The organism is Mesorhizobium sp. 10J20-29 (assembly GCF_054130485.1).
In genome coordinates this window covers 1,010,723-1,033,999 of sequence record NZ_CP199156.1, presented here as the reverse complement: position 1 = coordinate 1,033,999, position 23,277 = coordinate 1,010,723, and the positions used below count along the sequence as shown (strand labels likewise).

Genomic DNA, 23,277 nt, shown 5'->3' with positions numbered 1-23,277 from the left:
CAGGTCGGTGCTTAACGGCCGATTGCTCCATCTGGTTAAACGACCGAAATGACGCCGCAGCGTTCTGATGGTCGTCCCTGGCTTATATAGGACTCAAGGGCCTCGATGGCGGATACTGAAAGGTTCTTTCTATCCTCGCCGAATTTCTTCGGGACCCCCTGTTCGGTGACGAAAGCGGCCCTGTAGCGAGCCCCCAAGTCGACAGGATGGCCCTCAATGAACGCCCTCTGTATCCGCTGCCCGGCTGGATTCTCAATTTTGAGGTAGAGATCAATTCCTCTGCTCCGTTTTACGAACCCGCCCATCTGCTCATACGGGGCTGCGGCGAACGTTCGTTCTAGGTTTTCCTCCAGCATTGTCAGTATTTCACTACCCGACAGCTCAACCGTAGATACAGGCGGGTTGGTCGGAATGATGTTCCAGAGATCATTCACGGTGACAGGACCAGGCGCGATGGGCGCGCCATAGCGCCATCCATTGGAGAATGCCAAGATCGTATCTGCTGCACTCGCAATCGCATTCAGTAGCAGATCGTCCATCGTTGTTTGGAACATCCGATCGCGTGCGAGACAGATATCACTCTCGCCTACAATACGACCGAGATAGTCGCGATAGGGTGCGAGCGTCTTGTCTACCAAGAGTTCCATTTCGCGGTCCATCCGGATAGCTTCGTCAACGGGAATAAGAAGATGGTTGTGCGCAAGGATCTTTCCATCGCGGATCTCCAGATCGAGGCGGCCGACAAACGACCCATGGCAGCCCGATTGAATGACAATCGCGCCGTTCACAATCGCCGGCTCGTGCATCCGATTGTGAGTGTGTCCACTCAACAGAACATCGATTCCCGGGACGTCTTTCGCGAGCTGAATATCTTGCGGAAAACCAAGGTGGGAAAGGACGATAATGATGTCGACGTCTTCTTCGAGACGGAGACGCTGTATGTGCGAAGGCAGTTCATCCCGCCCGAGAGTCAGGTAAATGCCGTCATGGAAGCGCGGCGGCATAGTCTTGTCGACAATGGTTGCGGCGATGCCAATGATGCCGATGCGAAGACCGCACCGTTCGATTACACGTGTCGGCGGAAAAAATAGGTCTTCCGTTGCCTCTTCATAGCAATTGATCGCAAGCATCGGGTGGTTAAGTTTGGTAACGAGATCCTTGAAGTGCGATGGACCGTAGGCAAAATCCCAGTGCCCGGTCATTCCGTCGAGTTCCAGATGATTTAGGATAGGCAGCAGAATCTCCCCCCTAGTTTTCACTACTGGGTAAGTGCCATGAAATGTATCACCATTGTCCAGCGCAACAACAGCTCCCGGGCGCTCCTGCCGCACCTGCCTAAATAGCCCTGAGATCCTGGCGTATCCTCCCAAGGTCACCAGACGACTGTCACCACCCTTAAGCAAGACCTCGGGGTGAGGTTCCAGATAGCCGTGGACGTCGTTAATCTGCAGGACCGTCACTTTGCCGGAAGTCATCAACGTTCTCCTCGCACAAACGGCTTGAGCCTCCCTGGCGACCAAAAGTTCTTTACTTGCCAAGCCGTCCAGCAATCTTCTGCATGGATCTGTGTCTGACATTTACGGGAGATCTTGAGCCTATTGGTTGTGCAAAATCGACGTAGATGTCGATGGCTCGCCGAGGATCGGTAGCCGCGGCATTTCCCGGAATTGTCGTCACCGACAAATCGGTCAACTTTTGCAAGCCTACTAGCAACGACTTGCTCGAATACCACACCCATTGTCGCGCCCTTTTTGAGCCGAACGCCGAGGGCGAGCAAAGGTTTCTCTGAATTTTCCGCGGACAGGACTTCGATCGAACCTCCGGTTCTCTAAAGCAGGTTGGGAGGGTCCAGCCACGCTACTTCGCGTATCAAACGATTTCGAAGAAAACTGAGGTCCGGACGGCGTCCAAGCTGGGGAGATCATGGACCTCGAATGATCCAAACCGCGCCTGTCGCAAACTGGTTCGGCGTATACCGCCCTCTAGCGGAACCAACTCGCAGCTCCCGCTGTTCAGATCAGATGAGCACATCGCGGTGAACCAATGCAGGGAACAAATCCATACTGACGGCGTCGCGTGTTGCTCAAAATCTGTGACGCTTCGACAACGTTTACGGCAGCTCGATAGGCTGGGGAGCCCCAGGTTACGAAACCTTCGACAACTAGTGAGGACCAACATGGGCAACATCGTCGAGATCGACAGCAACCACAGCGTGGCCCGTTTCGCGCCCGACGAAGCCGCGCTTCTCAAAGCCGCCGAAGACGGCTTTCACAGCATCGTCAACTTCCGCACGAACCAGGAGAACCAGGAAGTTACACCGGAGGATGAGCGGCGCCTCGCCGAGGAAGCTGGGTTGGCCTACCTGCACCATCCGTTGGCGCGGGATGCGTTGGATGATGAGCTCGTGGACGATTTTCGCCAGAAGCTCGCTGATCTCCCGGGACCGGTGCTATTCCATTGTGCCCCCGGGAAGCGGGCCGGTGCAATGGCTCTGATGGCGTTGGCGCCCAAGGAGGGGCTAAGCGGAGAGGCAGCGATCGCCAAGGGACAGGAAAGCGGTCTTGACCTGTCGCAAGAGGAAATCGGCCAGTTCGTGAGGAGCTATGCGGATCGCAAGTCGGGCGCGTGATCTCTGAGGCCACCGCAGGTCGGAGCCAAGGGCGACCCTCTGCCTCACGCCTCTCCCCCCAATTTGGACGCGGGCGACTAGGCTCCGCGACATTCGCGGCTGGGGCCAGTAGGCGTACGACGGCATCTCCCCCGCGAATATTCGATGCTCTGAAACAAAGCCTACCCGCCAGCGTTGCTCATCCCACCATGGAGACGACAGATGGAAACTGCATTCACACCCTGGCTTTCGCTTGGCGGCGGCATGATCATCGGGGCCTCGGCGGTGCTTTTAATGGCAACGAATGGTCGCATCGCCGGCGTCAGCGGCCTCACATCGCGGGCTTTTTCCCGCTCTACCGGCGGCGAGGCACGTGGCGTTTCGGCGCTGTTCGTGCTGGGCTTGGTGCTTGCGGCGCCGATCTGGTTCCTTGTCTTTGGGGACTGGCCGCAGCAATGGGTTCCGTCCAACCTGCCCCTGATGGCGCTGGCTGGTGTTCTCGTCGGCTTCGGCGCCGTCTATGGCAGTGGCTGCACCTCGGGCCACGGGGTTTGCGGCATCAGCCGCGGCTCGGTTCGCTCGATCGTCGCCACAGCTACCTTCATGGCTGCGGCGTTCGTCACCGTGCTCGTCACCCGTCACGTGATAGGGGGCTGAAATGAAACAGCTCTTCGCGCTACTATCCGGGCTCGCTTTCGGTTTCGGCCTGATCATATCCGGCATGTCGGACCCGGCCAAAGTATCGAATTTTCTCGACGTCATGGGAACATGGGACCCGAGCCTCGCCTTCGTCATGGGCGGAGCCATCGCCGTCACCGGCCCGGGCTTCGCTTGGCTCACTCGCAGCCGCGCGCGACCCTTCTTCGACGACAAATTCCGACTGCCGACCGCCACCGACTTGGACCTGAAGCTATTGACCGGCGCCTCGATCTTCGGCATCGGCTGGGGCTTGGGCGGCTTTTGCCCTGGCCCGGCGCTGACTGCCCTGCCGATTGCGGCCACCGGCACGCTGATCTTCGTCCCATTCATGCTGGGCGGCATGTGGCTCGCCCGGCATACGCCCGACCTGACCGTCGCCTTGCCCAAAGGAGCGGCCCAATGACTGCCCCCTCAAGAGCCGTGTCGTTCGCCATTCGCCTTGGACAGGCCAAGGCAGCCCCCACGTTTGGGGCATCTACGAGCCGGACACCGGTTCAATTCAGTATATCTGTGCCGACCCCAAGACGCTGCAGGCGGCACTGATCGACGTCGTATGGAATTTCGATCCGAAGAACTACCGCTTCTCGACCGAAAGTATGGACCAGGTGCTCAAGATTGTGCGCGACAACGACCTGACCGTTCAATGGGTGCTCGACACCCACCCTCATGCGGATCACGTAATGGCCTCGGCCCACCTTAAGGAACGAACCGGCGCCCCCAACGCAATCGGCGCGATGGTGCCTAAGATCGCGAAGATATGGGCAGACATCTACAACCTGCCTGACTCCTTCGAGCCCTCACGCGATTTCGACCACCTGTTCGAGGAGGGCCAGACTTTCGAGGTTGGCGAGTTGGAGGTGAATGTCATGCTATCGCCAGGCCACACCCTCGGGTCGATCACCTATGTCTGCGGCGACGCCGCCTTCGTGCATGACACGCTGATGCAGCCTGACGCCGGCACCTCGCGCTCCGACTTTCCGGGCGGGAATACCGCTGAGCTCTGGGGCTCGATCCAGGACATCCTCTCACTACCTGGAAACACAAGGCTCAACGTCGGACACGACTACGGCACAGAGGAGCGCGATGAGCCGCGCTGGGAGGCCACGGTCGCCGATCACAAAGCGCACAACATCCACGTCAAGGATGGCACTGAGCGAGAAGCCTTCATCGAGCACCGCCAGGCCCGTGACAAGACGCTGGCGCTGCCGAACCGCATCCTCGCCGCGTTGCAGATCAACCTGCGCGGCGGGCGGCTGCCCGAGGCCGAGGATGACGGCAACTACTACCTGAAGCTGCCGGTGAACCGCTTCGATTGATTCACTCAGCGGGTCGCGAGTTTCGTTTCTGTAATCATCCGGGTACCAGACATGACACGGTCCGCACTTACTCGCTATTTGCCGATCCTCGAATGGGGCAGGCGCTACGACCGCTCCGCTTTCACCGGCGATGTGGTCGCGGCGGTGATCGTGACGATCATGTTGATCCCGCAATCTCTGGCCTACGCATTGCTGGCAGGAATGCCGCCAGAGGCCGGGATCTACGCATCCATCGTACCGATCCTACTCTACGCGATCTTTGGTACCAGCCGCGCACTGGCAGTCGGGCCGGTAGCTGTGGTTTCGCTGATGACGGCTGCGGCCGTAGGCAACATCGCCAACAGCGGCACCGCCGACTACGCCACGGCGGCACTGACGCTGGCTTTGCTGTCGGGCGCGATCTTGCTCGCGTTAGGGCTGCTCCGACTGGGGTTTCTCGCCAACTTCCTGTCGCACCCTGTGATCGCGGGCTTCATCACCGCGAGCGGAATCCTGATCGCGGCGAGCCAGTTGCGCCACGTCCTCGGCATTCAGGGGGAGGGCCACACGCTGATCGAGATCGTAGTGGGCCTCTGGGCGCATATGGGCCAGATCAACCTCATCACTGTCGCGCTCGGCGTCTCAACCACTGCCTTTCTGTTTTGGGTCCGGAAGGGGCTGAAGCCGTTGCTGTGCCGCCTCGGCCTCGGGCCGCGCATGGCCGATCTCGGTGCCAAGACAGGGCCGGTGCTTGCCATCGTCGCCACCACGCTTGTTGTCTGGGCGATCGACCTGGGTGCGCGCGGCGTCGCCATCGTCGGCGAGGTGCCACAAAGCCTGCCACCGCTCACCATGCCTTCCTTATCCCCGTCCCTGATCTCCCAACTGCTAGTGCCCGCTTTGCTGATCTCGATCATCGGCTTCGTAGAGAGTATCTCGGTGGCGCAGACGCTGGCCGCCAAGAAGCGCCAGCGCATCAACCCTGATCAGGAACTGATCGGTCTGGGCGCGGCCAACATGGGAGCGGCATTCACCGGGGGCTTTCCGGTCACTGGCGGCTTCTCTCGCTCGGTGGTGAACTACGACGCTGGCGCAGAAACCCCCGCTGCAGGGGCCTACACTGCCGGGGGTCTGGCACTTGCCGCTCTGTTTCTCACGCCGTTGATCCATTACCTGCCGAAAGCCACCTTGGCAGCCACGATCATCGTGGCTGTGCTGAGCCTCGTCGATTTTACGATTTTCAAGCGCGCCTGGGTTTTCAGTCGGACCGACTTCGCCGCCGTTACAGCGACGATCCTGCTGACGCTGGTGTTCGGCGTAGAGGTTGGCGTCACGGCGGGCGTCGTCACCTCGATCCTCGTACACCTTTATAAGACCTCGCGACCACACATTGCGGTGGTCGGTCGGGTGCCCGGCACCGAGCACTTCCGTAACGTGCTGCGCCATGAGGTCGAGACTCAACCCCACGTGCTGAGCCTGCGCGTCGACGAGAGCCTCTATTTCCCAAACACTCGTTACCTCGAAGACCAGATCTCGGGCTTTGCAGCCGACAAGCCTGAATTGACTGATGTTGTTCTGATGTTCCCGGCGGTGAACGAAATAGACCTCTCGGCACTAGAATCGCTCGAGGCAATCAACACCCGGCTCAGGGACTCAGGCGTGCGTCTACATCTAAGCGAGGTGAAAGGCCCGGTGATGGACCGCCTGAAGCGCAGCCATTTCCTCGAGGACCTAACCGGAGAAGTGTTCCTCAGCCAACATGAAGCGGCTCGCAAGCTGGCGGCCCACGTGACGGCTCACCCACAGCCATCGACGTGATCGACTGTCACGTCTGTTTTCGGGTGGCACATGAGATGCATGCATGTCCGACCTGAGACGCGAAGCCGAAGTTCAGAGGGCGAGTGATCGATGTCCGCTTTTGGGTGAAGGCAAAGTTTGCCTGGACATCAGCGATGAGGGCGCAAAGCGGACCGGCAACTTGTGGGCCGCAACCGGACTGGCAGCTTTTGGCCTGAGATGTTGAGAGGCGGACATTGCACCAGAGCGGGTCATTGGCGTCATGGAGGACAATGGCCACCTACACCCAGTCGCCGGAGATGACTGGTCGAGGTTCGCTCGAACTTTCGACCGCTGAGGCAAAAGTCCATCAGATAAAAAGCGACCTGTGCATACCGAGGAGGGCAACCGGATTGGCTAACCCTGATGATCGATCGACTGGGTTTGACCCTATAGTTCGATTGAAGACGACTTTCGAGCGACCTTGCTGGCTCGGCTGGTCGTTCTGCCGCACCGAACCCTTCAACGATCGCCTGCGTCCGTGAGGCGCGAGCACTGCCTAGTTGGAATTGCATCGCGATCAATGCACTCTCCTTGCGCAAGGACGATCTTTTGCGCGATGGCAGTTGAATCTGTCTTGCCAATGGCTGATGCCAGATCGGGGTCCTCAGGGGCAGAGCGGATGAATGAACAGACCCATAAGAAACTTACAGCAGTTGTCACGGGCGCGGCCGGTGGCATGGGTAAGGCGATTGTAAATCGGCTGTCAGATAGTGGCCACGTAATTGCGGGCCTCGACGTCAACCGACCAGGGCTCAAGGAGGTCGAACAGGCGATCAAGACTGGCGGCGGGAGCTTCCTGTCTGTCGAGTGCGATCTCACGGACCCAGTCGCAATCGCCCGTGCCTTTGAGGCGATCGACGCCGAGATTGGGGGGCTCGACGCCTTGGTCAACAATGCCGGAACCTGCTTCATGGGGGAGTTCCCCGACATAGCGGCGGATGAACTCAATCGGCAGATGGCAGTCAACTTTACGGGTGCATTCCACTGTTGTCAGGAAGCCGTGCGCCGGATGAGGCTGAGGCCAGGCGTCAAGAAGATCGTCAACATTTCATCGAACGGCGCCTACAATTTCGATGTCTTCGACCCGCCGCATTACCGCGCCAGCAAGGCAGCACTCGACACGCTGACGAAGGATCTTGCACGGCGCTACGCGCGGGACCGGATCAGCGTCAACTCAATCGCCCCTGCGATGACCGAGACCCCATTATTTAACGTCCTGACTCCTGAGGTTCTGGAAAGTGCACTTGCGGCGATGCCACATGGTCGCGCGATGCGGCCGCAAGAAGTCGCTGAATGGGTGAGCTTCCTGATTTCGCCAGCAGGCGATGTTGCGAGTGGCAATGTAATCATCCTCAACCAAGGACGTGATGTACGGTAACTTTGAACTCGCATTCAGTCGTAGAACTGGGGAGCTTTCCGCAACTGCGGCCACTGCTCGGGCGAATGACCGTAGATCACGAAGGCCCCGAGTTCCGTTGCAATTCTTAGGATACGGTCCGCACTCTTGATTGCGAGTTCCGGATCCCATGAACCTGCAAAACGCTCGTCAACTTCAGAGGGATGCGAGATTGCATCCGCAGTCAGCAAGACTGGTCCGGTTTTCGGCAGCGTCACCAGAACAGACAAATGACCTGGACTGTGTCCTGGAGTGGATAAGATTCTGAGGCCATCGCAAAGTTCCAGGTCGCCGGAAACCGTTGTCGTTTCGACCTCTGGCCAATCCATAGGCTGTACCTCTCCCCAGTATAGTGGCTTAGGTAGCGCTCGTTCTGCCGCACCGATCAGCAACGTTGCGTCTGGGAAATCGGCAATGGCCCCAACATGATCGATGTGGGTATGGGTAATGATCAAGCAATCGACAGCACTCGGGCGCAGGCCGATCTTGCCTAGCTGAGCAGATGGCAAGTGCTCGGTTGAAAGTTCACGAACCTCGCCGAATTCTTTCAGTCGATCTTCCGCCGAGGCCTTTGCAGCATCGATAGCGTACTTCGCTGGAAATCCTGTGTCGACGAGTATGCGGCGCCCCAGTCTTGTTTCGATCAGGTAGCCGCAGATCGCGATGATCCGATTTCCGCCGTGTACCTTGAACAGTCCGAAATCCAGGATGTAAAGCCGCAGAGGCTGGTCTTCGGGGTTCAATTTTGTCGGCATCACTGAAACTCGCTGCATTCTCTACATGACGCACCCGGCTGGCCGCCGGCGCGTGTTCAACTTACCCTTTGGCCCAAACCAAAGACAGATCGCTACCAACACATGTCATTCTGCCCGTGGGCATTGCGGCGGGCCTTGAGTCCAGCGATGATGCTAGGACCATATCCGACACTCAGGGGGAGGATACGTCCATGAAGCTTTCGACAAGGACTTTGAAGGCCGCTCAAAAGGCGGCGGAAGAGCAAGGTATGACGGTTGATGAATGGGCAGACAAGGTCTTGTCCCGTGCGGCCTCGGCGAAGCAAGCTCCGAAGATTGAGGATATGCTGCGCGAGATCTCCCGCAAGGTCGATCAGATAGTTGAAGACCGACATGTCGGCGATAAGGTCAGCGACCAAGTTGGGAGCGCCATCGAAGAGATCGGCGCTTCATTCCAGCGTATCCGGAAGACGACTGGACGGGTTTTTGAGAAAGTACGAACGCAGGCCAGCACGGCTGTCGGCGAGGTAGCAGGGAAAGCAACAGAGGCGTTTGGCCATGCCGGTCAGTCAGCTTCGGGACTTGTGACTCCTGTTGCCGCCTCGTCAGGGGAACGAAACAGCACCAAAGCAAGCAGGCCTAAGAAGAACGCGGTTCCCATGCAGACGCCAAAAGTCGAGAACCCGAAGCCACGGCCGAAACGCGCGCCTGCTACGAAAGGCAACCGCGACAAGTAGACCACATTGGTTCGGAGCGCGTCGATGTCGACCCGGCGTGTATTTGCAGGCAATGTCTGCAAGGCAACCACGCTGATTCTACCGACCCACAATCAAGCGAGAACGGTCGGTCTGGGGCTGGATCCGGACGGTCAGCTTCTGCTTGCGAGATGCGGAAAGCAGACCAGTTTAGGCGCTCTGGCATACCGGGGAGGGATTTCGCGTCATATTGTTTTCCACCCCTAGAAGCTGGCAGTTCCTCGATTCAGCGGCTTATACTGGCCCAACAATATCGGGCGGTGCTTGACGATCTCCTTGGACATGAACGTAAAGAAGGCTTGGACTTTCGGGTGCTTATGAAGGTCAGATGGGTGAGTATCCAGAAGCCGGTCGTAAGTTCCGGCTGAGGTTCTACGACACGGACAAGCCGCGGATCCGCATCGCCGATCTGGCACGGCAGTAGCGCAAGTCCAAATCCCGATTGCGCTGCGAAAGAGATACCCAAGACGCTGTTGCTTCGGCTGGCAATTTCGCAATTGGGCGCAACTTGGCGTAACCAGCGGGCGGGCGTAATGTTCTCGAGCGTGCCTTCGAAGCCAATCAGCTTGTGGCCGTTCAGATCCTCTGACGTCTCCGGACGACCCGCCCGATCTAGATATCCATTGCTCCCATATACGGCCCAAGATTGATCCGAGAGCTTCTTGCCTACTAGCGAACTGTTGCCGGGCGGCCCTGCGCGCAGCGCAATCTCCGCTTGGCCATCGCTGAGGTCATTATAGCGGTCCTCGATAATCAGAATCACGTTGATGCCAGGAAACGCCTCGTGGAATGAGTCCAGCAACTGAGGTACCAGACCGATAGCCATTCCCTCCGCAGTTGTCACGCGCAGCGTACCGGTGAAGCCACCGTCAAGTGCGGATGCCCGCCGTGCGAGCGCCTGAACGGCTGCCTCAACTGCATTTGCTTCCGGTAGCAGCGCCTCTCCTTCTAATGTTAGCCCATACCCGTCGCGCTTCCTGTTAAAGAGTCGGAGGGCCACTCCTTCCTCCAGCGCCTGTATGCGGCGAACCACGGTTGACTGGTTGACGGCAAGCTGGCGGGCGGCAGCAGCCGTGGACCCGGTTCGCGCCACGGCTAGGAAGTACCTTAGATCGTTCCAGTCAAGCATCCTGATACTATGCATTTTTGCCGACCCAACCGCCAGAAACGATGATGGCGAGACGATGCGCCGTTCGATATTTCGCAGGTCCTGATCGACATGGAAAAGACACTCCAAGTTCCAACGGGATCTTCTTGCGATGCAGATAAGAACAGCAACACCAGCCGATGCCGATATGTGTGGTCGGATAATGTTCGAGGCCTTCAACGAGATTGCATCAAGACATGGCTTTCCAGCCGATTTCCCAACGCCCGATGCCGCGACGGATTTAGCCAGAGTTCTAATCGCCGATCCAGCAGTCTACGGCCTCGTCGCGGAGGTCGACGGAAAGGTGTCGGGATCCAATTTTCTCTCTGAGGCTGACGCAATCAAGGCGGTCGGTCCGATCACGGTCGATCCCGCGATGCAGGGACGCGGCATCGGCCGCAAGCTGATGCAGACGGTATGCGACAGGGCAAATGGCTCGGCCGGAATCCGTCTTCTGCAGGACGGCTTCAACATGGGTTCGCTGGCGCTTTACGCCTCGCTTGGCTTTGAAGTTCGAGAGCCAGTCGTAGTGATGACAGGAATGCCTTTCGGTACAACGTCTAAGGTCTTGACCGTGAGGCCAATGGTCGACGGCGATGTAGAACCTTGCGACGAACTCTGTAAGCGGATTCTTGGGGTGTCACGCCGGCGTGAGATCGAGAACGCAGTCCGTTCGCTCTCGCCGCTGGTTGCCGAACGCTCGTCGAAGATCGTCGGGTACATGACGGCACCCTCACTTTGGCTTGCCAACCATGGCGTGGCTCACTCTGCGAGCGATATGCACGCGATGATACTCGGCGCGGCCGCCGTCAATCTGAACGTATCGTTCCTGCTACCGACGAGGCAAAGCGCGTCATTCAGGTGGTGCTTGGACCATGGAATGAAGGTTGCGAAGCCGATGACAATCATGGCGAAGGGGGATTACCATCTCCCCACCCGGCCATACATGCCCTCGGTGTTCTATTGATCTGAAAAGAGGAGAATGCGCATGAATGGTCCGTTCGAAGGCCAGGAGACAATCGATGCAAGGAGCTACACTGGACGCTGTTTCTGCGGCGAGGTGGAGATCGTTGCGACGGGCGTCCCCCTGCAGATGGGCTACTGCCATTGCGGGTCGTGCCGCACCTATTCCGGCGCGCCCCTGACAGCGTTCATCCTCTGGCAAAAAGCAGATGTCAGGGTCACGATGGGTGCGGAATACATTGGCCGCTTCAACAAGACGGGAACGAGCGAGCGGCAGTTCTGCACACGATGTGGCGGGCATTTAATGACGGGACATCCTGGTCACGATCTCACGGATGTTCATGCGGCGGTATTTCCCGATATGCCGTTTCAGCCGTCGGTACATCTAAATTATGCAGAAACGGTCTTACCCTTCAAAGACGGTCTGCCGAAGTTCAGGGATTTTCCAGCGGGTTTTGGTTCCGGTGTGACGGTGCCTGAATAGGCTTGTGCGACCCACGAACTGTGTGCACTTGGGTGCTCGCCGAAAAAGCTAGAAATGAAGACCGTCGGTATGAGTGCGGTTGCGACCATAATGTCGAAGGTACTCATGACGCGGTCGTAATGGTCCTCATTTTAGAATGGCGAGCTTAGGCGCGCAGGCAAGCTCTAATTTGATGCCTGCACGCCACTCAGCGGGGCCGAAGCCTGGACCGCAGGGTCAGGCCACGCGTTTGGCGATGCCACTCACGATGCGATCTCGGCATTCCTACGCGTTGGCGAGTCCACCGTGGGGGAATGCCCGTGCCGGCGGCGTGGGCATTCTGGACGAAGGATTTCAACCTCGAACTTTCAGACGATAGTTCTCTCGGCATTCCTATGCGGCCTGCCTAGCTGCGGTATCATCGATCACAGCGTCGTGCCCAGGTTCACCAACACCTCACACGCTCGCAATCGACGTTCCAGCTAAGCGAACGCCAATCCATGATCGGTTAGGATCTTCATCAATTCCTGCGGCGACGGAGGAACCACATCTGTAGGAGGAATGGTCAGCTGTAGAGCGGGCACTCCTGAAGCCTCAATAAAGCTTTCCATGTTGTGACCGGGTGTGAACCCGAAAAGCATTCTACAGCCGTCTGGTCCGACGGTGTATTCGTGGGCGACGCCGCGCGGCCCGAACAGAACGTCACCTGATTTCGCGTCGCTAATCGTACTTCCAACCTGAAAGACTGCGCTTCCTTCGAGGATCACGAAAACCTCGTCCTCGCGTAGATGCACGTGGCGCGGAACACTTAGGCCGGCGGGGGCCAGAATCTCGTATACAGATAAGGCTCCATCCGTGTTGGCCGCACCAATCTTATTCGTGGCGAGCTCCCCAAACCACCACCACGCTGCAACCGAAGGGGAGAAACTTGCTGAGGCATCCATCTTGCTGTGTTCCTATGTGTACGCCACGTTGACAGTCGTGGCTGAGGGGTAGATATTTTAACGGAGAGGTTTTGTCAACGAAATGGCTCGACGAAATTATCAGATGGGAAAGCGCGAAGCGGCGGTCCAAGAAACTAGAGATCGCATCGTTCAAGCGACCCTAGAGCTTCACGCAGAGCAGGGCGTCACTGGTACAAGCTGGGATGACATAGCGGAGCGTGCAGGCGTCGGAGTTGGGACAGTGTATCGTCACTTCCGATCGTTCGATGAACTTCTGCCAGCGTGCGGAGCTCTGACTTGGGAGAAACTCAAGCTCCCGTCTCCATCAATATTTGATGGTGTAATCGGCCAAAGGAACCGTTTGTTGGCGCTGACTCATGCGATTTTCTCATTGTATGAGAGAGGGGAGCATGAACTTTCCAACATTCGCGAAGAAAGCAGCTTTCACCCCGTTCTCGCCGAAGCTGAGCGGCGAGTAGATGACGCGCTCGATGGTTTGGTGGCAGCAGTGGTAGATCGGGAGCATAAGATTGTGCGTGCGCTCACCGATCTTGGAACGTGGAAATCCTTGCGGCGCAGTGAAGTCAACGATCCGGCAACCACAGTAGCAACTCTATTGAATAGGGCACTGGGAGATCGTGACTAGTGGGGTGTCAGATCCCAATTCGCGTCTTTCAACCAATTGTCCGGCATCAAAATATGCATGACGACGTTCTGGCCTGCTGCCGGTTCTTCGGACACCAGGTTAAGCTCACATAGCTTTCTCCTCGAACTCGACGGGGCTCATATAGCCCAATGTCGAGTGCCGTCGCCGGGGAGTGTAAAAGCGCTCGATGTAATCGAACACGTCCGCCCTGGCGTCATCCCTCGTCCTGTAGACCTTGGGGGCTGTCCGCTCGGTCTTGAGCGACGAGAAGAAGCTCTCCATCGCAGCATTGTCCCAGACATTGCCCGATCGGCTCATCGAACAGGTGATGCCGTGGTCGACCATCAAGCGCTGGAACTGCTGGCTGGTATATTGGCTGCATTGGTCGCTGTGCTGCAGCAGACTGTCCGGCTTGCCCCTGCGCCAGATCGCCATGATGAGGGCATCGGTGACGAGCTGCGCCGTCATGGCTGCCTTCATCGCCCAGCCAACGACACGGCGGGAGAACAGGTCGACGACGGCGGCAACGTGGAGCCAACCTTCGGCTGTCCAGATGTAGGTGAAGTCGGCGATCCACTTCTGGTTCGGCGCCGATGCCTCAGAGGCGCGGTCAAGTCCGACACGGAGGCTCGCTCGCCCGTATCCTTCGGTAGTCCACGGCGTCGCGGCCGAGCACGCAACCCGCTCTCCCGCATGAGCCTCTCGACACGACGCAGGCCGCAGGAAAGCCCTTCGGCCAGCACATCGTGCCAGACACAACGGGCACCATAGGTTCGGTCGCTGCTCTTGAAGCTGCGGTCGTTCCGGGAAACGAGTATCTCATCGTGCCGGGAGCGAGCGCTGGGGCCGCGGTTGAGCCAGGCATGGAAGCCCGACCGTGACACATCCAGCGCGTCGCATAGCCATGCCACCGGCCAGATGCCCCGGTGCCTCGCAATGAAAGTGAACCTCATATCGCTTCTCTCGCGAAGTAGGCTGCCGCCATTTTTAGGATGTCGCGCTCCGCCTTCAGCTTCGACACTTCCTTGCGCAGCCGATCGATCTCCTGCTGCTCCGGCTTCATCTGCCCATGGCCGGGAAAGGCGTGCCGTGGGTCCGCGCTCGTCTCAAGGACCCATTTGCGCAGCACGTTCTCATGGAGATCCAGATCACGGGCAGCCTGCGCCACCGCAACGCCTCGATCCTTCACCAATCTCACTGCCTCAAGCTTGAACTCGCGGCTGAACTTCCTTCTCTGAATTCCAACTCTCCAGTTCCGTTAAACACCTTAACTCGGTGTCCACGAAACCGGCAGCAGGCCATAGGGGCCGAAACCGGAATGGTAGCTTCAGGCTCAAGAATGCTATTCCTTAACGTTGAAGCAAGCGGGTTCATCCTGAGGATAAGGACAGCCTGAAGCGAGGATGAAGCAAGCTTCAAATTGGACATGCGAATGCTCGAAATGCATGGTCTTGTCTGCACGCGTGGCACCAGGTGCAGGATAGGACTCTGCACATTGCTCACCGACCGTGGACTTCGAAAATGCAGGCGAGATGGAAGAGTGCCGCTACAGGGTTTGAGCAGCTCGTACGGCTAGCTCAGTCTGACCGGGTTCAATTTGATCAAGCGGATCAGTTCGGTCCGATATGGCTGGAAACAGCCGCGTCATCTCTTCAATGCTAAGCATCACTGTATCGGACAGATCCGCGATTTGCCTCGCATCGACCGGCTCGGCGCTATTGAGCATCCTCTCGATGTCCTCGCACACCGTGGCGGCGCGCCTTGCGCCGGCGCTGCTGCACATGGACTTCAACGCGTGAGCCAACTTGGCCGCATCGCCAACTTCACCCGACATGGCGTCTTGCAGATCCTTCAATCCCCTCGGTGCGTTCTGCTGAAATATGCCAAAGATCTTGGTCGCCACCGACGCGCCACCGCTGCCTGACAAAGCCGCAAACATGTCAAGCGTTTCGGGCGCGATGAGCGGTTGATCGCCGGCGCTGTCGGTACCACTCATGGCTGGTGTCTCCACCTGCAACGATGCAGGAGCCACATCGGCATCGGAGACCTCCTCGGTCGATCCCGGGAGAACAGTATCATCCCTGCTGTTCAGAATTGGCACCAGCACCGACGCCAATTCCTGAATGGTGAAGGGTTTTGCCAGATACCCGTCCATGCCGGCGGTCTTCCAGCGACCCGCCTCGGCGCCTGCGATATGTGCCGTTAGGGCGATAACCGTGCAGGGCCGACGTCCACCTTCGACCTCGATGCGCCGGATTTCTGCGGTTGCCGCATACCCGTCCATGCCGGGCATCGAGCAGTCCATGAAGATCACGTCATAAGGCCCGGCGAGCGACATCTCGATCGCCTCTTCACCGCTGGCGGCAAGATCGGGCGCGATACGAAAGCCGCCTAGCGCTTCGTAGAGCACCTCGCGGTTGACCGCATTGTCATCGACTCCAAGCACGCGGAGACGCGACAGATCGGGCAACTCGATCAGCGTTCGTCCCTGTGTGCCTGCCTTGCCAAGGGGGAGAAAGTCACCAGTCTTCATACAGTTGGCCAACAGGTCGAGTTCGCTGCGGCGGAACGGCAGTTGGATCTCGCCAGCTATATCGATTGCGCTGGCAACGCCGCTCGAGCCTGAGAACGGGCGCATGGCAATGACCGGGACGCTGATCGACGCGTACTCTGCTGCTGCGTCATTCGCATCGCCAGCGCGCGCCAAGACCAATTGAGGGACTGTAGACGAGCCGGACCTGACAAGCCTCGCGCCGCGCGCAGTCATTGCCCTTCCTGCGGCCGCCGCAGTGATGGGGTTCCGGTCGACAATCTGCACCACAACGCCGGGCAGCATAATTTTGTTGGCCGGCAGGTCGATCGGCAGTGTCAGCGAGAAGCAAAAATCGGTGCCAACTCCCTTCTCGCTTGTAACGACGATCTGACCGCCCATCGCATCGACCAGCCGCTTTGTAATCGCCAGGCCAAGACCAGTCCCGCCGAACTTGCGGGTTATTGTCTGATCCTCTTGTGTGAAGCGTTCAAAGATCTGACCGATCTTGTCGTCGGCTATGCCAATTCCGGTGTCTCGAACGTGAACTTGGATCCTGCAGCCATCTGGCGCCTGGGTCGCCTCTACCTCGACGGTCACGCCGCCTGACTCTGTAAACTTCAGCGCATTATTAACCAGATTGGTGAGAACCTGATTGAATCGCGTCGGATCGCCGACAAGACTTCTGGGTACTTCGGGCGCGACGCACAGCGCTATCGTCAAATTCTTCTCGCGTGCCCGCTCGCCGAAGAGGCTCGCGACATCTTCGACGAGCGTATCGATGGAGAACGGGATGGCCTCGATCTCTAGGTGCCCGGCTTCGATCTTCGAAAAATCAAGAATGTCATTGATGATATCAAGCAAGCCGCGGCCTGAGCGCATGATGATATCGCTGTAGCGCTGGTAGCGTTCCGACAGTGGGGCGGCCGAAAGCATCTCGGCCATGACCATCATGCCGTTCATCGGGGTTCGGATCTCGTGGCTCATCGTCGCCAGGAAGTCCGATTTTGCGACATTGGCGCGCTCTGCTTCGTCGCGTGCGGTGCGCATTTCGGCGGTGCGAATTTCCACGGTTTCTTCGAGTGTGTCGCGGTGCCGCCTGAGTTGCTGATCACGTTCGTCTATCCGCGAGAACATGTCGTTGAAAGCGGTCACCAGCACTCCCACCTCGTCGTTGCGATCATGCTTCAGGCGCTGTGTCAGGTCCGAGCGTTGGCCGATATTGGCAAATTCCTCGGATAGCTGCCGCAGCGGCCGAATGATCCGCACGATGCTGATGCGCGCGACGAATGCGGTAAGCAGCATAAGCACGAAACCGAAGACCAGTGCCGTGGCGAGGCTGTCGAAGTAGCGCGCCCTGAGCCAGGCGATCTCCGCCTGAAGTTCCAATGCCCCTACAACAACTCCTGCGTGACGGATTTCAGAGTCAACCGTCAAGGATTCAGCAAAGAAGGTCGAGAGCGCATCCATTTCTTCAATTGAGCCGTCACGGCCCAGTAGCCTGGCTCCGGTGCCAATTTCGGCCAGCACTTGCCCGGCGGTATTCCTCACAACAGAAAAATTGACATGTGGAAGATCGCTGATACCGCGCAGCACTTCCAGCGCGCCTCGGCGATCGCCGATTGAGACGCTGTCGGATATTGCCGCGGCGAAGGCCGCGGCTGAACTCTGGAGACGTTCCCGCTCAGCCGCGATCGTCTGCCTGAAATCATTGAAAAGGAAAGCTGAGACAGAGATCAGAAAGCCAGCGAATACGACCGTAGCGACAGCTAATGAAAGCCGAAATCCAATCGAACCAGTCACACTTGCTTTGCGCATCCAGGTGGTCCCGCTGCTCCTCAGATCAGCATATCGAGGGCCGGTTAACGGCAAATGGATAGTGAAAATGCTAGATTCCGGCGTAAGCCTTTGTTCCGAGTTCTGGGCTATTGCTCTGATCTAGGGTGAGTTTTGAATATGAAGTGTCTTCTGATCGACGACGATCCGGTCTTCCTGGCCGTTGGAGAAGCCATGCTGCAGTCGCTAGGCCATGAGGTCGCCGCGGTTGCCAGTAATGGTGAGCTAGGCGCGCAGGCGATTGCCCGTGCGGGAGAGGCTATCGACGTTGTAATCCTCGACCTGAACATGCCCGGTTTTGACGGGCTGGCATTCTTGCGCGAGATTGCCAGCGCAGCCTTCACCGGTCAGGTGATCATTTCCAGTGGCGAAACCGGCGCTGTGATCCGTTCAGCTCAACGAATGGGAGAAATCCTTGGAGTACGGGTCATTGGCGCGCTGAAGAAGCCAATTCAAATGCCTGCGCTGATCAATGTCCTGGAGCAATGCGGCAAGGACGTCCGACCTTCCGCCAGGCAACGGAAGTCGCATGAGGGTTACGATCTCTCTGGTTCAACCCTCATACCCTTTTACCAACCGCAATTTGACGCCGATACAAGAGCGATTGTCGGCCTTGAAGCGCTCATCCGGATTGCAACACCAGACGGGACGTTACATGGCCCAGACCTTCTGTTCTCCAACATCGAAACGCACAACCAGTTAGTCACGGTATCGCTGGAAATCATACGCAAGGTTCTTGAAGACATGGCCGTCTGGCGCGCCGCTGGATCCGATGGACGCGTATCCATCAACTTCGATGCACGTGTGATCGAGGACCCCCGAGTCATACCGGAGCTTACTGCACTAGTTCATCAAAGCGGGATTCCGGAGCATCACATCTGCCTGGAATTGACGGAAGTGACACTGCCGGCGAACCTTGGCAGGATCATCGAGCTTCTGACCCGATTGAGAATGTCAGGCTATCAACTGTCACTCGACGATTACGGTACCGGTGGTTCGAACTATGAATTGTTGCGCCTGTGCCCGTTCAATGAGCTGAAGATCGATCGTTCTATCGTGAACTCTGCGGCAAGCGAGAAGCACGCCAAGCTCTTCATGGACAACGCCATCGCCATGGCCAGGGACCTAGATATGGTCGTTGTCGCCGAGGGCGTCGAGACGGAACTCGAGCTCGAAATGGTGAAGAAGTGTGGCATCGAGATGGTCCAGGGGTTTCTTCTGTCGAGACCCCTCCCTGCTGCGCAGGCCCAGCGACGCATTCTCGGGCTAGAAAGCACAAGAACCTGCCCTGTGGTTGACGGCGATGTTCAAGCGTTTAGGGCGTAGTCTGGCAAAATTCGTCAGTTGCGAACGCGGTAACTTCGTGGTGCTCGGCGTGTTTGCGTTTCCGGTATTGCTGGGGATCGCCGGGGCGGTGATCGATTTCAACATTTATGACAGCCATCATAAGCGACTGCAGAAGATTGCGGACGGCGCTGTGCTGGCAGCGGCTCGGGAAGCGGGTCTCGAAGGGTGGTCGACAAAGACAGCACAGGCGGTCGCCGACAATTTCATCAGCGCAAATCTCGCCACCAGGACGACCGACACAGTGGTTTATGAAGCCGCCGTCGAGGTCGATACGAACCACCGCAAGGTCTCGGTCACGATCGAGCAGGACCACTACGGCTATTTTGTCGCAGGCTATTTCAAGCATTCACCGCAGATACGCGTAACGGCGGCGGCACAGTACAGCGGCAGCACGAATGTCTGTGTGATCGGCATTGACACTGCTTCGGTCGGTACAGTCAGTCTGACAAATAGTGCCAGGATTTCGGCATCCAACTGTGCGGTCTACTCCAATTCTACCAACCCGGATGGCCTTCAATTGCTGGAGAATTCGTCGCTGACTGCCTCCCTTGCCTGCAGTGCAGGCGGCTACGAGGGAGCACCGCGAAACTACAGCAAGACACCATTGACGGATTGTCCTGTTGTTCAGGACCCGCTGCTCGATCGACCGGCGCCCACTACCGGCAGCTGCCCTTTGCTCAGCATAGGAAAGATCCTTGAAGGCCTGCCCGTGATGGTGGTCGAGGCTGGGACGCATTGCGGTGGCCTGACAATCAAAGGCTATACGAAAGCCATCTTCGCCCCCGGAATACACACGTTCAAGGATGGGCCCTTGATCGTGGCGGACAATGCAACTGTCGATGGCCTCGGTGGTGTCGGGCTCTACTTCACCGGCAAGAATGCCCGATTTGAGTTCACCAAGAACGCCCGCGTCGACCTCAAAGCCCCGACCAAAGGTTCGATGGCAGGCCTTCTTGTGTTTCAGGACAGAAAGTCGGCATTCCAGAATTTTGTTATTTCAAGCGACTATACACGCAATCTCATAGGCACAATTTATTTGTCGAACGGCGACCTGACGATCAATGCCACCAACAATGTGGCGGAAGAATCCGCCTACACGGCCATCGTCGTCAAGAAGCTTAGGCTGCTTTCCAATCCAAATCTGGTTCTCAACACTGACTACGACAGCACCACAGTCCCAGTGCCGTTTGGTTTGGGGCCGACCGGAGGCACCCTACGCCTGGCACGCTAGGCGGCTCAGTTGTCGAGCGTGTTTTGCATGGCGAGTGCTGACACTGGTCTGTTACATCCGTAGCGATGTGTCACGCCGCTTCTGCAACCAACTTGGCGCCGTGGGCTGTGTGTGGCCAAGTGGCACGGTCCGATCGACCTGGCCGATCCCGTCCACAACATCGCCTGTACTTTGGACCAAATCAGTGTACAGCCACCGACCCGAACGGACGGGAGAGACAATGCTGATCGGGTACGCGACAACGTCGACGCTGGACCAGAAGCTGGCTTCGAGACACAGCTTCGGAAGCTCGAACCCCCTGGGTTGCCAGAAGATCTTTGACGAACAGGCATCGGCCCTGCGGGCTCGTGCGGCGATCGAATTCACCCGAACCGGTTTGGCCGCCACTGCCCAACTGGGCAGTGCGACGGATTTCCAGGTGATCGCCCCGTCAATGTCTGCTTTCAGCGAACGGGAAAGCAGATCTCCATATCCGATATGAGGCGCGGAGCGGTCATTCTGGGAGCCTACTGGTCCGTCAACTCTCAGACCCATGAGCCCACGACTCAGTGGCTAGGTATCAGGCGTGGCGCTTGCGGAGGATGGGCGTGTAGGCATGTTTCGTGACAGGGGCAGGTAGTCCGGTAGAACACGCGTTGGTGCCTCCGATGACGAAAAAAATGGGCCTTGAAGCTAGTTTATGAGCCGGACGCAATAGGATAAATGGTTATGGCATCCGCGAGCAGAGGGTCGCTCGCATCGCATAAGTCATTGATTTCATTTGGCGTGTGGCGGAGAGGGTGGGATTCGAACCCACGGTGGGCTTGCACCCACGCCGCATTTCGAGTGCGGTACATTCGACCACTCTGCCACCTCTCCGCGGTCGTGATCTGCCCCTTGCAAGGCGGGCACTAGATAACTTCTGCGCCACAGAGATACAAGTGCCTTTCGCGGCGAAATACGACAGGCCCGCAAGCCTATCGTCGGCATTGCCTTGACTCGAAAACCGGCTTCGGCTAGGGACAGCGCGCATCCGGCGTGGGGCCTCTCCGCGCCGTTTGTACTTTGAACCCCGCAGACTGACAAAAAGACGGCCGGATCGCCCCGCGCGAAACCAGGCCGACCGAACAGCGAAAGGCATAAAAATGTTCGCAGTCATCAAAACGGGCGGCAAGCAGTATCGCGTTGTCGCCAATGACGTATTGAAGATCGAGAAGGTGGCCGGCGAAGTCGGCGACTTCATCGAAATCGGCCAGGTGCTCGCGCATGGCGAAGGCGACGACGTGACGTTCGGCGTGCCCTTCGTCGAAGGCGCCACGGTGTCGGCGGAAGTGGTGCTGCAGGGCCGCGCCAAGACCGTCATCGCCTTCAAGAAGCGCCGCCGCCAGAATTCGCGCCGCAAGCACGGCCATCGCCAGCACGAGACCACCGTGCGCATCGCCGAGATCCTGCTCGCCGGTGCCAAGGCTTCCAAGAAGCCCGCTGCCAAGAAGGAAGCCGCCCCGGCTGCCGAGAAGGACGCAGCTCCGGCCAAGAAGGCAAAGGCAGCCAAGGCCGACGCTGCACCGCAGGCAGCCTCGCTGTTCACCGCTCCGGCGGGCGAGCCCGACGACCTGACGACGATCAAGGGCATCGGCCCGGTCGCCGCCGGCCAGCTCAAGGAGCAGGGCATCACGACCTTCGCGCAGATCGCGGCCTTCACGGACGCCGACATTGCGAAGATCGACGAGGCCATGCCGTTCAGCGCAGACCAGATCGGCGACTGGCGCGAGCAGGCCAAGGCTCTGGCGAAGTAGTCGCCGGCGCGGACTTGAAACGGCGCGCCTGAGCGCGCATAAGGCATTGAGGCGTCCCCAGGGACGCAAAGGAGCAACAGATGGCACATAAGAAAGCTGGCGGTTCTTCGCGCAACGGTCGCGATTCCGAATCCAAGCGCCTCGGCATCAAGAAGTTCGGCGGCGAAGCCGTGATTCCGGGCAACATTATTGCGCGTCAACGCGGCACGACCTGGCACCCCGGTGTCAATGTCGGCATTGGCAAGGATCACACCCTTTTTGCGCTGGAAGCCGGCGCAGTCGCGTTCCGCAAGAAAGCCAATGGCCGTACCTACGTATCGGTAAATCCGATGGCAGACGCAGCGGAGTAGCCGGTTCCGCACTTCAACACCGGCGCCCCATCTCGGGAACCGGTGTCCGGCAGCCAGCCGGAAAAGGATCAGGGGAGATGGGTAAACCATCGCCCCTTTTTCGTTTCTGGAGGAAAATTTCATGGTTGCCGAATCGGATGACAGCGACGACGAAAGTCTGAGAATCGAGTGCCCGACACTGGCCACGCAGCGGCTGGTGCTGAGGGCACCGCGCGAAAGCGACATCCCGCAGCTGGTGATGCTCGCCGACAACCGCCACGTCGCGCAGATGCTGGCGCGCATGCCGCATCCCTATGGCGAGGCGGAGGCGCGCACATTCCTTGCCATGAACGGGCTCAAGCGGCCGGGCGCCAGCTATGCGCTGACGCTCGCGGGCACCGGCACCTTCGTCGGCTGCGCGGCGCTCAACGCAAAGGAGCGCGGGCTGGAACTCGGCTACTGGATCGGCGAACCCTACTGGAAGCGCGGCTACGCGACGGAGGCCGCGCATGCGCTGGTCGACCTGGCCTTCCGCTCGACCGGCATTGCGGTGCTGCATGCCTCGGCGCGGGTCATCAACCCGGCGTCGCGCCGCGTGCTCCACAAATGCGGCTTCCAGTATGCCGGGCAGGGCATGATGAACTCGCTGGTCGTGGGCCAGGTGCCGGTCGAGCGCTACCGCCTCGACCGCAAGACCTGGCACAGCCTCAGGAGCTGGTAGCGGCGGGCGTGACGGTCGA

The 23,277-nt window shown here is 58.6% G+C and carries 22 protein-coding genes, 1 tRNA gene and 2 pseudogenes; 18 read left to right on the top strand and 7 right to left on the bottom strand.

Annotation, left to right across the window (positions count from 1 at the left end):
• Positions 1-35: 35 nt before the first annotated feature.
• Positions 36-1,475 (bottom strand): bifunctional metallophosphatase/5'-nucleotidase, encoded by a 1,440-nt coding sequence (locus tag ACT2BZ_RS05035; RefSeq protein ID WP_457939759.1) that lies wholly within the window; start codon positions 1,473-1,475, stop codon positions 36-38.
• Positions 1,476-2,176: 701 nt separating this feature from the next.
• Here ACT2BZ_RS05035 and ACT2BZ_RS05030 point away from each other — a divergent pair.
• The 7 genes from ACT2BZ_RS05030 (at position 2,177) to ACT2BZ_RS05000 (ending at position 7,819) form a co-directional block, all read left to right on the top strand.
• Positions 2,177-2,629, top strand: a complete 453-nt coding sequence (locus ACT2BZ_RS05030) for a beta-lactamase hydrolase domain-containing protein (protein ID WP_457939758.1) — start codon at positions 2,177-2,179, stop codon at positions 2,627-2,629.
• 201 nt (positions 2,630-2,830) lie between these two features.
• Positions 2,831-3,265: a YeeE/YedE family protein gene (locus ACT2BZ_RS05025; protein ID WP_457939757.1), complete on the top strand. Its 435-nt coding sequence runs from the start codon at positions 2,831-2,833 to the stop codon at positions 3,263-3,265.
• A gap of 1 nt (position 3,266) precedes the next feature.
• Positions 3,267-3,710, top strand: a complete 444-nt coding sequence (locus tag ACT2BZ_RS05020; RefSeq protein ID WP_457939756.1) for a DUF6691 family protein — start codon at positions 3,267-3,269, stop codon at positions 3,708-3,710.
• 193 nt (positions 3,711-3,903) lie between these two features.
• Positions 3,904-4,623 (top strand): MBL fold metallo-hydrolase, encoded by a 720-nt coding sequence (locus ACT2BZ_RS05015; RefSeq protein WP_457939755.1) that lies wholly within the window; start codon positions 3,904-3,906, stop codon positions 4,621-4,623.
• A gap of 51 nt (positions 4,624-4,674) precedes the next feature.
• Entirely contained in the window at positions 4,675-6,420 is a 1,746-nt protein-coding gene (locus ACT2BZ_RS05010) for a SulP family inorganic anion transporter (RefSeq protein ID WP_457939754.1), read from the top strand.
• Between the two features lie 251 nt (positions 6,421-6,671).
• The gene (locus ACT2BZ_RS05005) at positions 6,672-6,923 is read left to right on the top strand and encodes a hypothetical protein (RefSeq protein WP_457939753.1); all 252 of its coding nucleotides are present in this window, start codon (positions 6,672-6,674) and stop codon (positions 6,921-6,923) included.
• A 137-nt stretch (positions 6,924-7,060) separates the two neighbouring features.
• Entirely contained in the window at positions 7,061-7,819 is a 759-nt protein-coding gene (locus ACT2BZ_RS05000) for an SDR family NAD(P)-dependent oxidoreductase (RefSeq protein WP_457939752.1), read from the top strand.
• Between the two features lie 14 nt (positions 7,820-7,833).
• Here ACT2BZ_RS05000 and ACT2BZ_RS04995 read toward each other — a convergent pair whose 3' ends face one another.
• On the bottom strand, positions 7,834-8,592 hold the full coding sequence (locus tag ACT2BZ_RS04995; protein ID WP_457939751.1) for an N-acyl homoserine lactonase family protein: 759 nt from the start codon (positions 8,590-8,592) through the stop codon (positions 7,834-7,836).
• A gap of 191 nt (positions 8,593-8,783) precedes the next feature.
• On the opposite strand from ACT2BZ_RS04995, the gene ACT2BZ_RS04990 reads away from it, so the two are divergent.
• The gene (locus ACT2BZ_RS04990; RefSeq protein WP_457939750.1) at positions 8,784-9,308 is read left to right on the top strand and encodes a hypothetical protein; all 525 of its coding nucleotides are present in this window, start codon (positions 8,784-8,786) and stop codon (positions 9,306-9,308) included.
• 244 nt (positions 9,309-9,552) lie between these two features.
• Here the strand turns inward: ACT2BZ_RS04990 and ACT2BZ_RS04985 are convergent, their stop codons facing one another.
• A complete protein-coding gene (locus ACT2BZ_RS04985; RefSeq protein WP_457939749.1) occupies positions 9,553-10,563 on the bottom strand; it encodes a LysR family transcriptional regulator in 1,011 nt (336 codons plus the stop codon).
• Positions 10,564-10,636: 73 nt separating this feature from the next.
• Between ACT2BZ_RS04985 and ACT2BZ_RS04980 the strand changes: the two genes are divergently transcribed.
• The gene (locus ACT2BZ_RS04980) at positions 10,637-11,440 is read left to right on the top strand and encodes a GNAT family N-acetyltransferase (protein ID WP_457939747.1); all 804 of its coding nucleotides are present in this window, start codon (positions 10,637-10,639) and stop codon (positions 11,438-11,440) included.
• A gap of 21 nt (positions 11,441-11,461) precedes the next feature.
• The gene (locus tag ACT2BZ_RS04975; RefSeq protein WP_457939745.1) at positions 11,462-11,920 is read left to right on the top strand and encodes a GFA family protein; all 459 of its coding nucleotides are present in this window, start codon (positions 11,462-11,464) and stop codon (positions 11,918-11,920) included.
• 461 nt (positions 11,921-12,381) lie between these two features.
• Here ACT2BZ_RS04975 and ACT2BZ_RS04970 read toward each other — a convergent pair whose 3' ends face one another.
• On the bottom strand, positions 12,382-12,843 hold the full coding sequence (locus ACT2BZ_RS04970) for a cupin domain-containing protein (RefSeq protein ID WP_457939743.1): 462 nt from the start codon (positions 12,841-12,843) through the stop codon (positions 12,382-12,384).
• 82 nt (positions 12,844-12,925) lie between these two features.
• Between ACT2BZ_RS04970 and ACT2BZ_RS04965 the strand changes: the two are divergent.
• Positions 12,926-13,114: pseudogene (locus ACT2BZ_RS04965) on the top strand (TetR/AcrR family transcriptional regulator); the annotation flags it as partial.
• Between the two features lie 93 nt (positions 13,115-13,207).
• Positions 13,208-13,489, top strand: coding sequence for a hypothetical protein (locus ACT2BZ_RS04960; protein ID WP_457941459.1), 282 nt, complete (start codon positions 13,208-13,210; stop codon positions 13,487-13,489).
• 105 nt (positions 13,490-13,594) lie between these two features.
• Here the strand turns inward: ACT2BZ_RS04960 and ACT2BZ_RS04955 are convergent.
• Positions 13,595-14,729, bottom strand: a pseudogene (locus tag ACT2BZ_RS04955) (IS3 family transposase).
• Between the two features lie 306 nt (positions 14,730-15,035).
• Complete coding sequence (locus tag ACT2BZ_RS04950) at positions 15,036-17,837, bottom strand: ATP-binding protein (RefSeq protein ID WP_457939742.1); 2,802 nt, start codon at positions 17,835-17,837, stop codon at positions 15,036-15,038.
• A 138-nt stretch (positions 17,838-17,975) separates the two neighbouring features.
• On the opposite strand from ACT2BZ_RS04950, the gene ACT2BZ_RS04945 reads away from it, so the two are divergent.
• From ACT2BZ_RS04945 to ACT2BZ_RS04935, 3 genes are all read left to right on the top strand, one after another.
• Positions 17,976-19,181, top strand: a complete 1,206-nt coding sequence (locus tag ACT2BZ_RS04945) for an EAL domain-containing response regulator (RefSeq protein ID WP_457939741.1) — start codon at positions 17,976-17,978, stop codon at positions 19,179-19,181.
• Positions 19,159-20,433: a pilus assembly protein TadG-related protein gene (locus ACT2BZ_RS04940; RefSeq protein ID WP_457941226.1), complete on the top strand. Its 1,275-nt coding sequence runs from the start codon at positions 19,159-19,161 to the stop codon at positions 20,431-20,433. The genes ACT2BZ_RS04945 and ACT2BZ_RS04940 overlap by 23 nt, the downstream gene beginning before the upstream one ends.
• 220 nt (positions 20,434-20,653) lie before the next feature.
• Positions 20,654-20,914 carry a hypothetical protein gene (locus ACT2BZ_RS04935; protein WP_457939740.1) on the top strand — a complete coding sequence of 87 codons (261 nt, stop codon included), beginning with the start codon at positions 20,654-20,656 and terminating at the stop codon, positions 20,912-20,914.
• Positions 20,915-21,201: 287 nt separating this feature from the next.
• Here the strand turns inward: ACT2BZ_RS04935 and ACT2BZ_RS04930 are convergent.
• Positions 21,202-21,291 (bottom strand) — tRNA-Ser (locus tag ACT2BZ_RS04930).
• Between the two features lie 266 nt (positions 21,292-21,557).
• On the opposite strand from ACT2BZ_RS04930, the gene ACT2BZ_RS04925 reads away from it, so the two are divergent.
• The 3 genes from ACT2BZ_RS04925 to ACT2BZ_RS04915 all read left to right on the top strand — a co-directional run bounded on the left by ACT2BZ_RS04925 (position 21,558) and on the right by ACT2BZ_RS04915 (position 23,258).
• Positions 21,558-22,208 carry a 50S ribosomal protein L21 gene (locus ACT2BZ_RS04925; protein ID WP_457939739.1) on the top strand — a complete coding sequence of 217 codons (651 nt, stop codon included), beginning with the start codon at positions 21,558-21,560 and terminating at the stop codon, positions 22,206-22,208.
• Between the two features lie 80 nt (positions 22,209-22,288).
• Positions 22,289-22,558: a 50S ribosomal protein L27 gene (gene rpmA, locus ACT2BZ_RS04920; protein ID WP_457939738.1), complete on the top strand. Its 270-nt coding sequence runs from the start codon at positions 22,289-22,291 to the stop codon at positions 22,556-22,558.
• 121 nt (positions 22,559-22,679) lie between these two features.
• Entirely contained in the window at positions 22,680-23,258 is a 579-nt protein-coding gene (locus ACT2BZ_RS04915; protein ID WP_457939737.1) for a GNAT family N-acetyltransferase, read from the top strand.
• Positions 23,259-23,277: the final 19 nt, after the last annotated feature.

What these genes read in the sequence shown, in the direction of transcription:
- ACT2BZ_RS05035 (WP_457939759.1), bottom strand. Translation starts at nt 1,475, where the DNA reads ATGACTTCCGGCAAAGTGACGGTCCTGCAGATTAACGACGTCCACGGC.
- ACT2BZ_RS05030 (WP_457939758.1), top strand. Translation starts at nt 2,177, where the DNA reads ATGGGCAACATCGTCGAGATCGACAGCAACCACAGCGTGGCCCGTTTC.
- ACT2BZ_RS05025 (WP_457939757.1), top strand. Translation starts at nt 2,831, where the DNA reads ATGGAAACTGCATTCACACCCTGGCTTTCGCTTGGCGGCGGCATGATC.
- ACT2BZ_RS05020 (WP_457939756.1), top strand. Translation starts at nt 3,267, where the DNA reads ATGAAACAGCTCTTCGCGCTACTATCCGGGCTCGCTTTCGGTTTCGGC.
- ACT2BZ_RS05015 (WP_457939755.1), top strand. Translation starts at nt 3,904, where the DNA reads ATGGACCAGGTGCTCAAGATTGTGCGCGACAACGACCTGACCGTTCAA.
- ACT2BZ_RS05010 (WP_457939754.1), top strand. Translation starts at nt 4,675, where the DNA reads ATGACACGGTCCGCACTTACTCGCTATTTGCCGATCCTCGAATGGGGC.
- ACT2BZ_RS05005 (WP_457939753.1), top strand. Translation starts at nt 6,672, where the DNA reads ATGGCCACCTACACCCAGTCGCCGGAGATGACTGGTCGAGGTTCGCTC.
- ACT2BZ_RS05000 (WP_457939752.1), top strand. Translation starts at nt 7,061, where the DNA reads ATGAATGAACAGACCCATAAGAAACTTACAGCAGTTGTCACGGGCGCG.
- ACT2BZ_RS04995 (WP_457939751.1), bottom strand. Translation starts at nt 8,592, where the DNA reads ATGCCGACAAAATTGAACCCCGAAGACCAGCCTCTGCGGCTTTACATC.
- ACT2BZ_RS04990 (WP_457939750.1), top strand. Translation starts at nt 8,784, where the DNA reads ATGAAGCTTTCGACAAGGACTTTGAAGGCCGCTCAAAAGGCGGCGGAA.
- ACT2BZ_RS04980 (WP_457939747.1), top strand. Translation starts at nt 10,637, where the DNA reads ATGTTCGAGGCCTTCAACGAGATTGCATCAAGACATGGCTTTCCAGCC.
- ACT2BZ_RS04975 (WP_457939745.1), top strand. Translation starts at nt 11,462, where the DNA reads ATGAATGGTCCGTTCGAAGGCCAGGAGACAATCGATGCAAGGAGCTAC.
- ACT2BZ_RS04970 (WP_457939743.1), bottom strand. Translation starts at nt 12,843, where the DNA reads ATGGATGCCTCAGCAAGTTTCTCCCCTTCGGTTGCAGCGTGGTGGTGG.
- ACT2BZ_RS04950 (WP_457939742.1), bottom strand. Translation starts at nt 17,837, where the DNA reads ATGCGCAAAGCAAGTGTGACTGGTTCGATTGGATTTCGGCTTTCATTA.
- ACT2BZ_RS04945 (WP_457939741.1), top strand. Translation starts at nt 17,976, where the DNA reads ATGAAGTGTCTTCTGATCGACGACGATCCGGTCTTCCTGGCCGTTGGA.
- ACT2BZ_RS04940 (WP_457941226.1), top strand. Translation starts at nt 19,159, where the DNA reads ATGTTCAAGCGTTTAGGGCGTAGTCTGGCAAAATTCGTCAGTTGCGAA.
- ACT2BZ_RS04935 (WP_457939740.1), top strand. Translation starts at nt 20,654, where the DNA reads ATGCTGATCGGGTACGCGACAACGTCGACGCTGGACCAGAAGCTGGCT.
- ACT2BZ_RS04925 (WP_457939739.1), top strand. Translation starts at nt 21,558, where the DNA reads ATGTTCGCAGTCATCAAAACGGGCGGCAAGCAGTATCGCGTTGTCGCC.
- rpmA (WP_457939738.1), top strand. Translation starts at nt 22,289, where the DNA reads ATGGCACATAAGAAAGCTGGCGGTTCTTCGCGCAACGGTCGCGATTCC.
- ACT2BZ_RS04915 (WP_457939737.1), top strand. Translation starts at nt 22,680, where the DNA reads ATGGTTGCCGAATCGGATGACAGCGACGACGAAAGTCTGAGAATCGAG.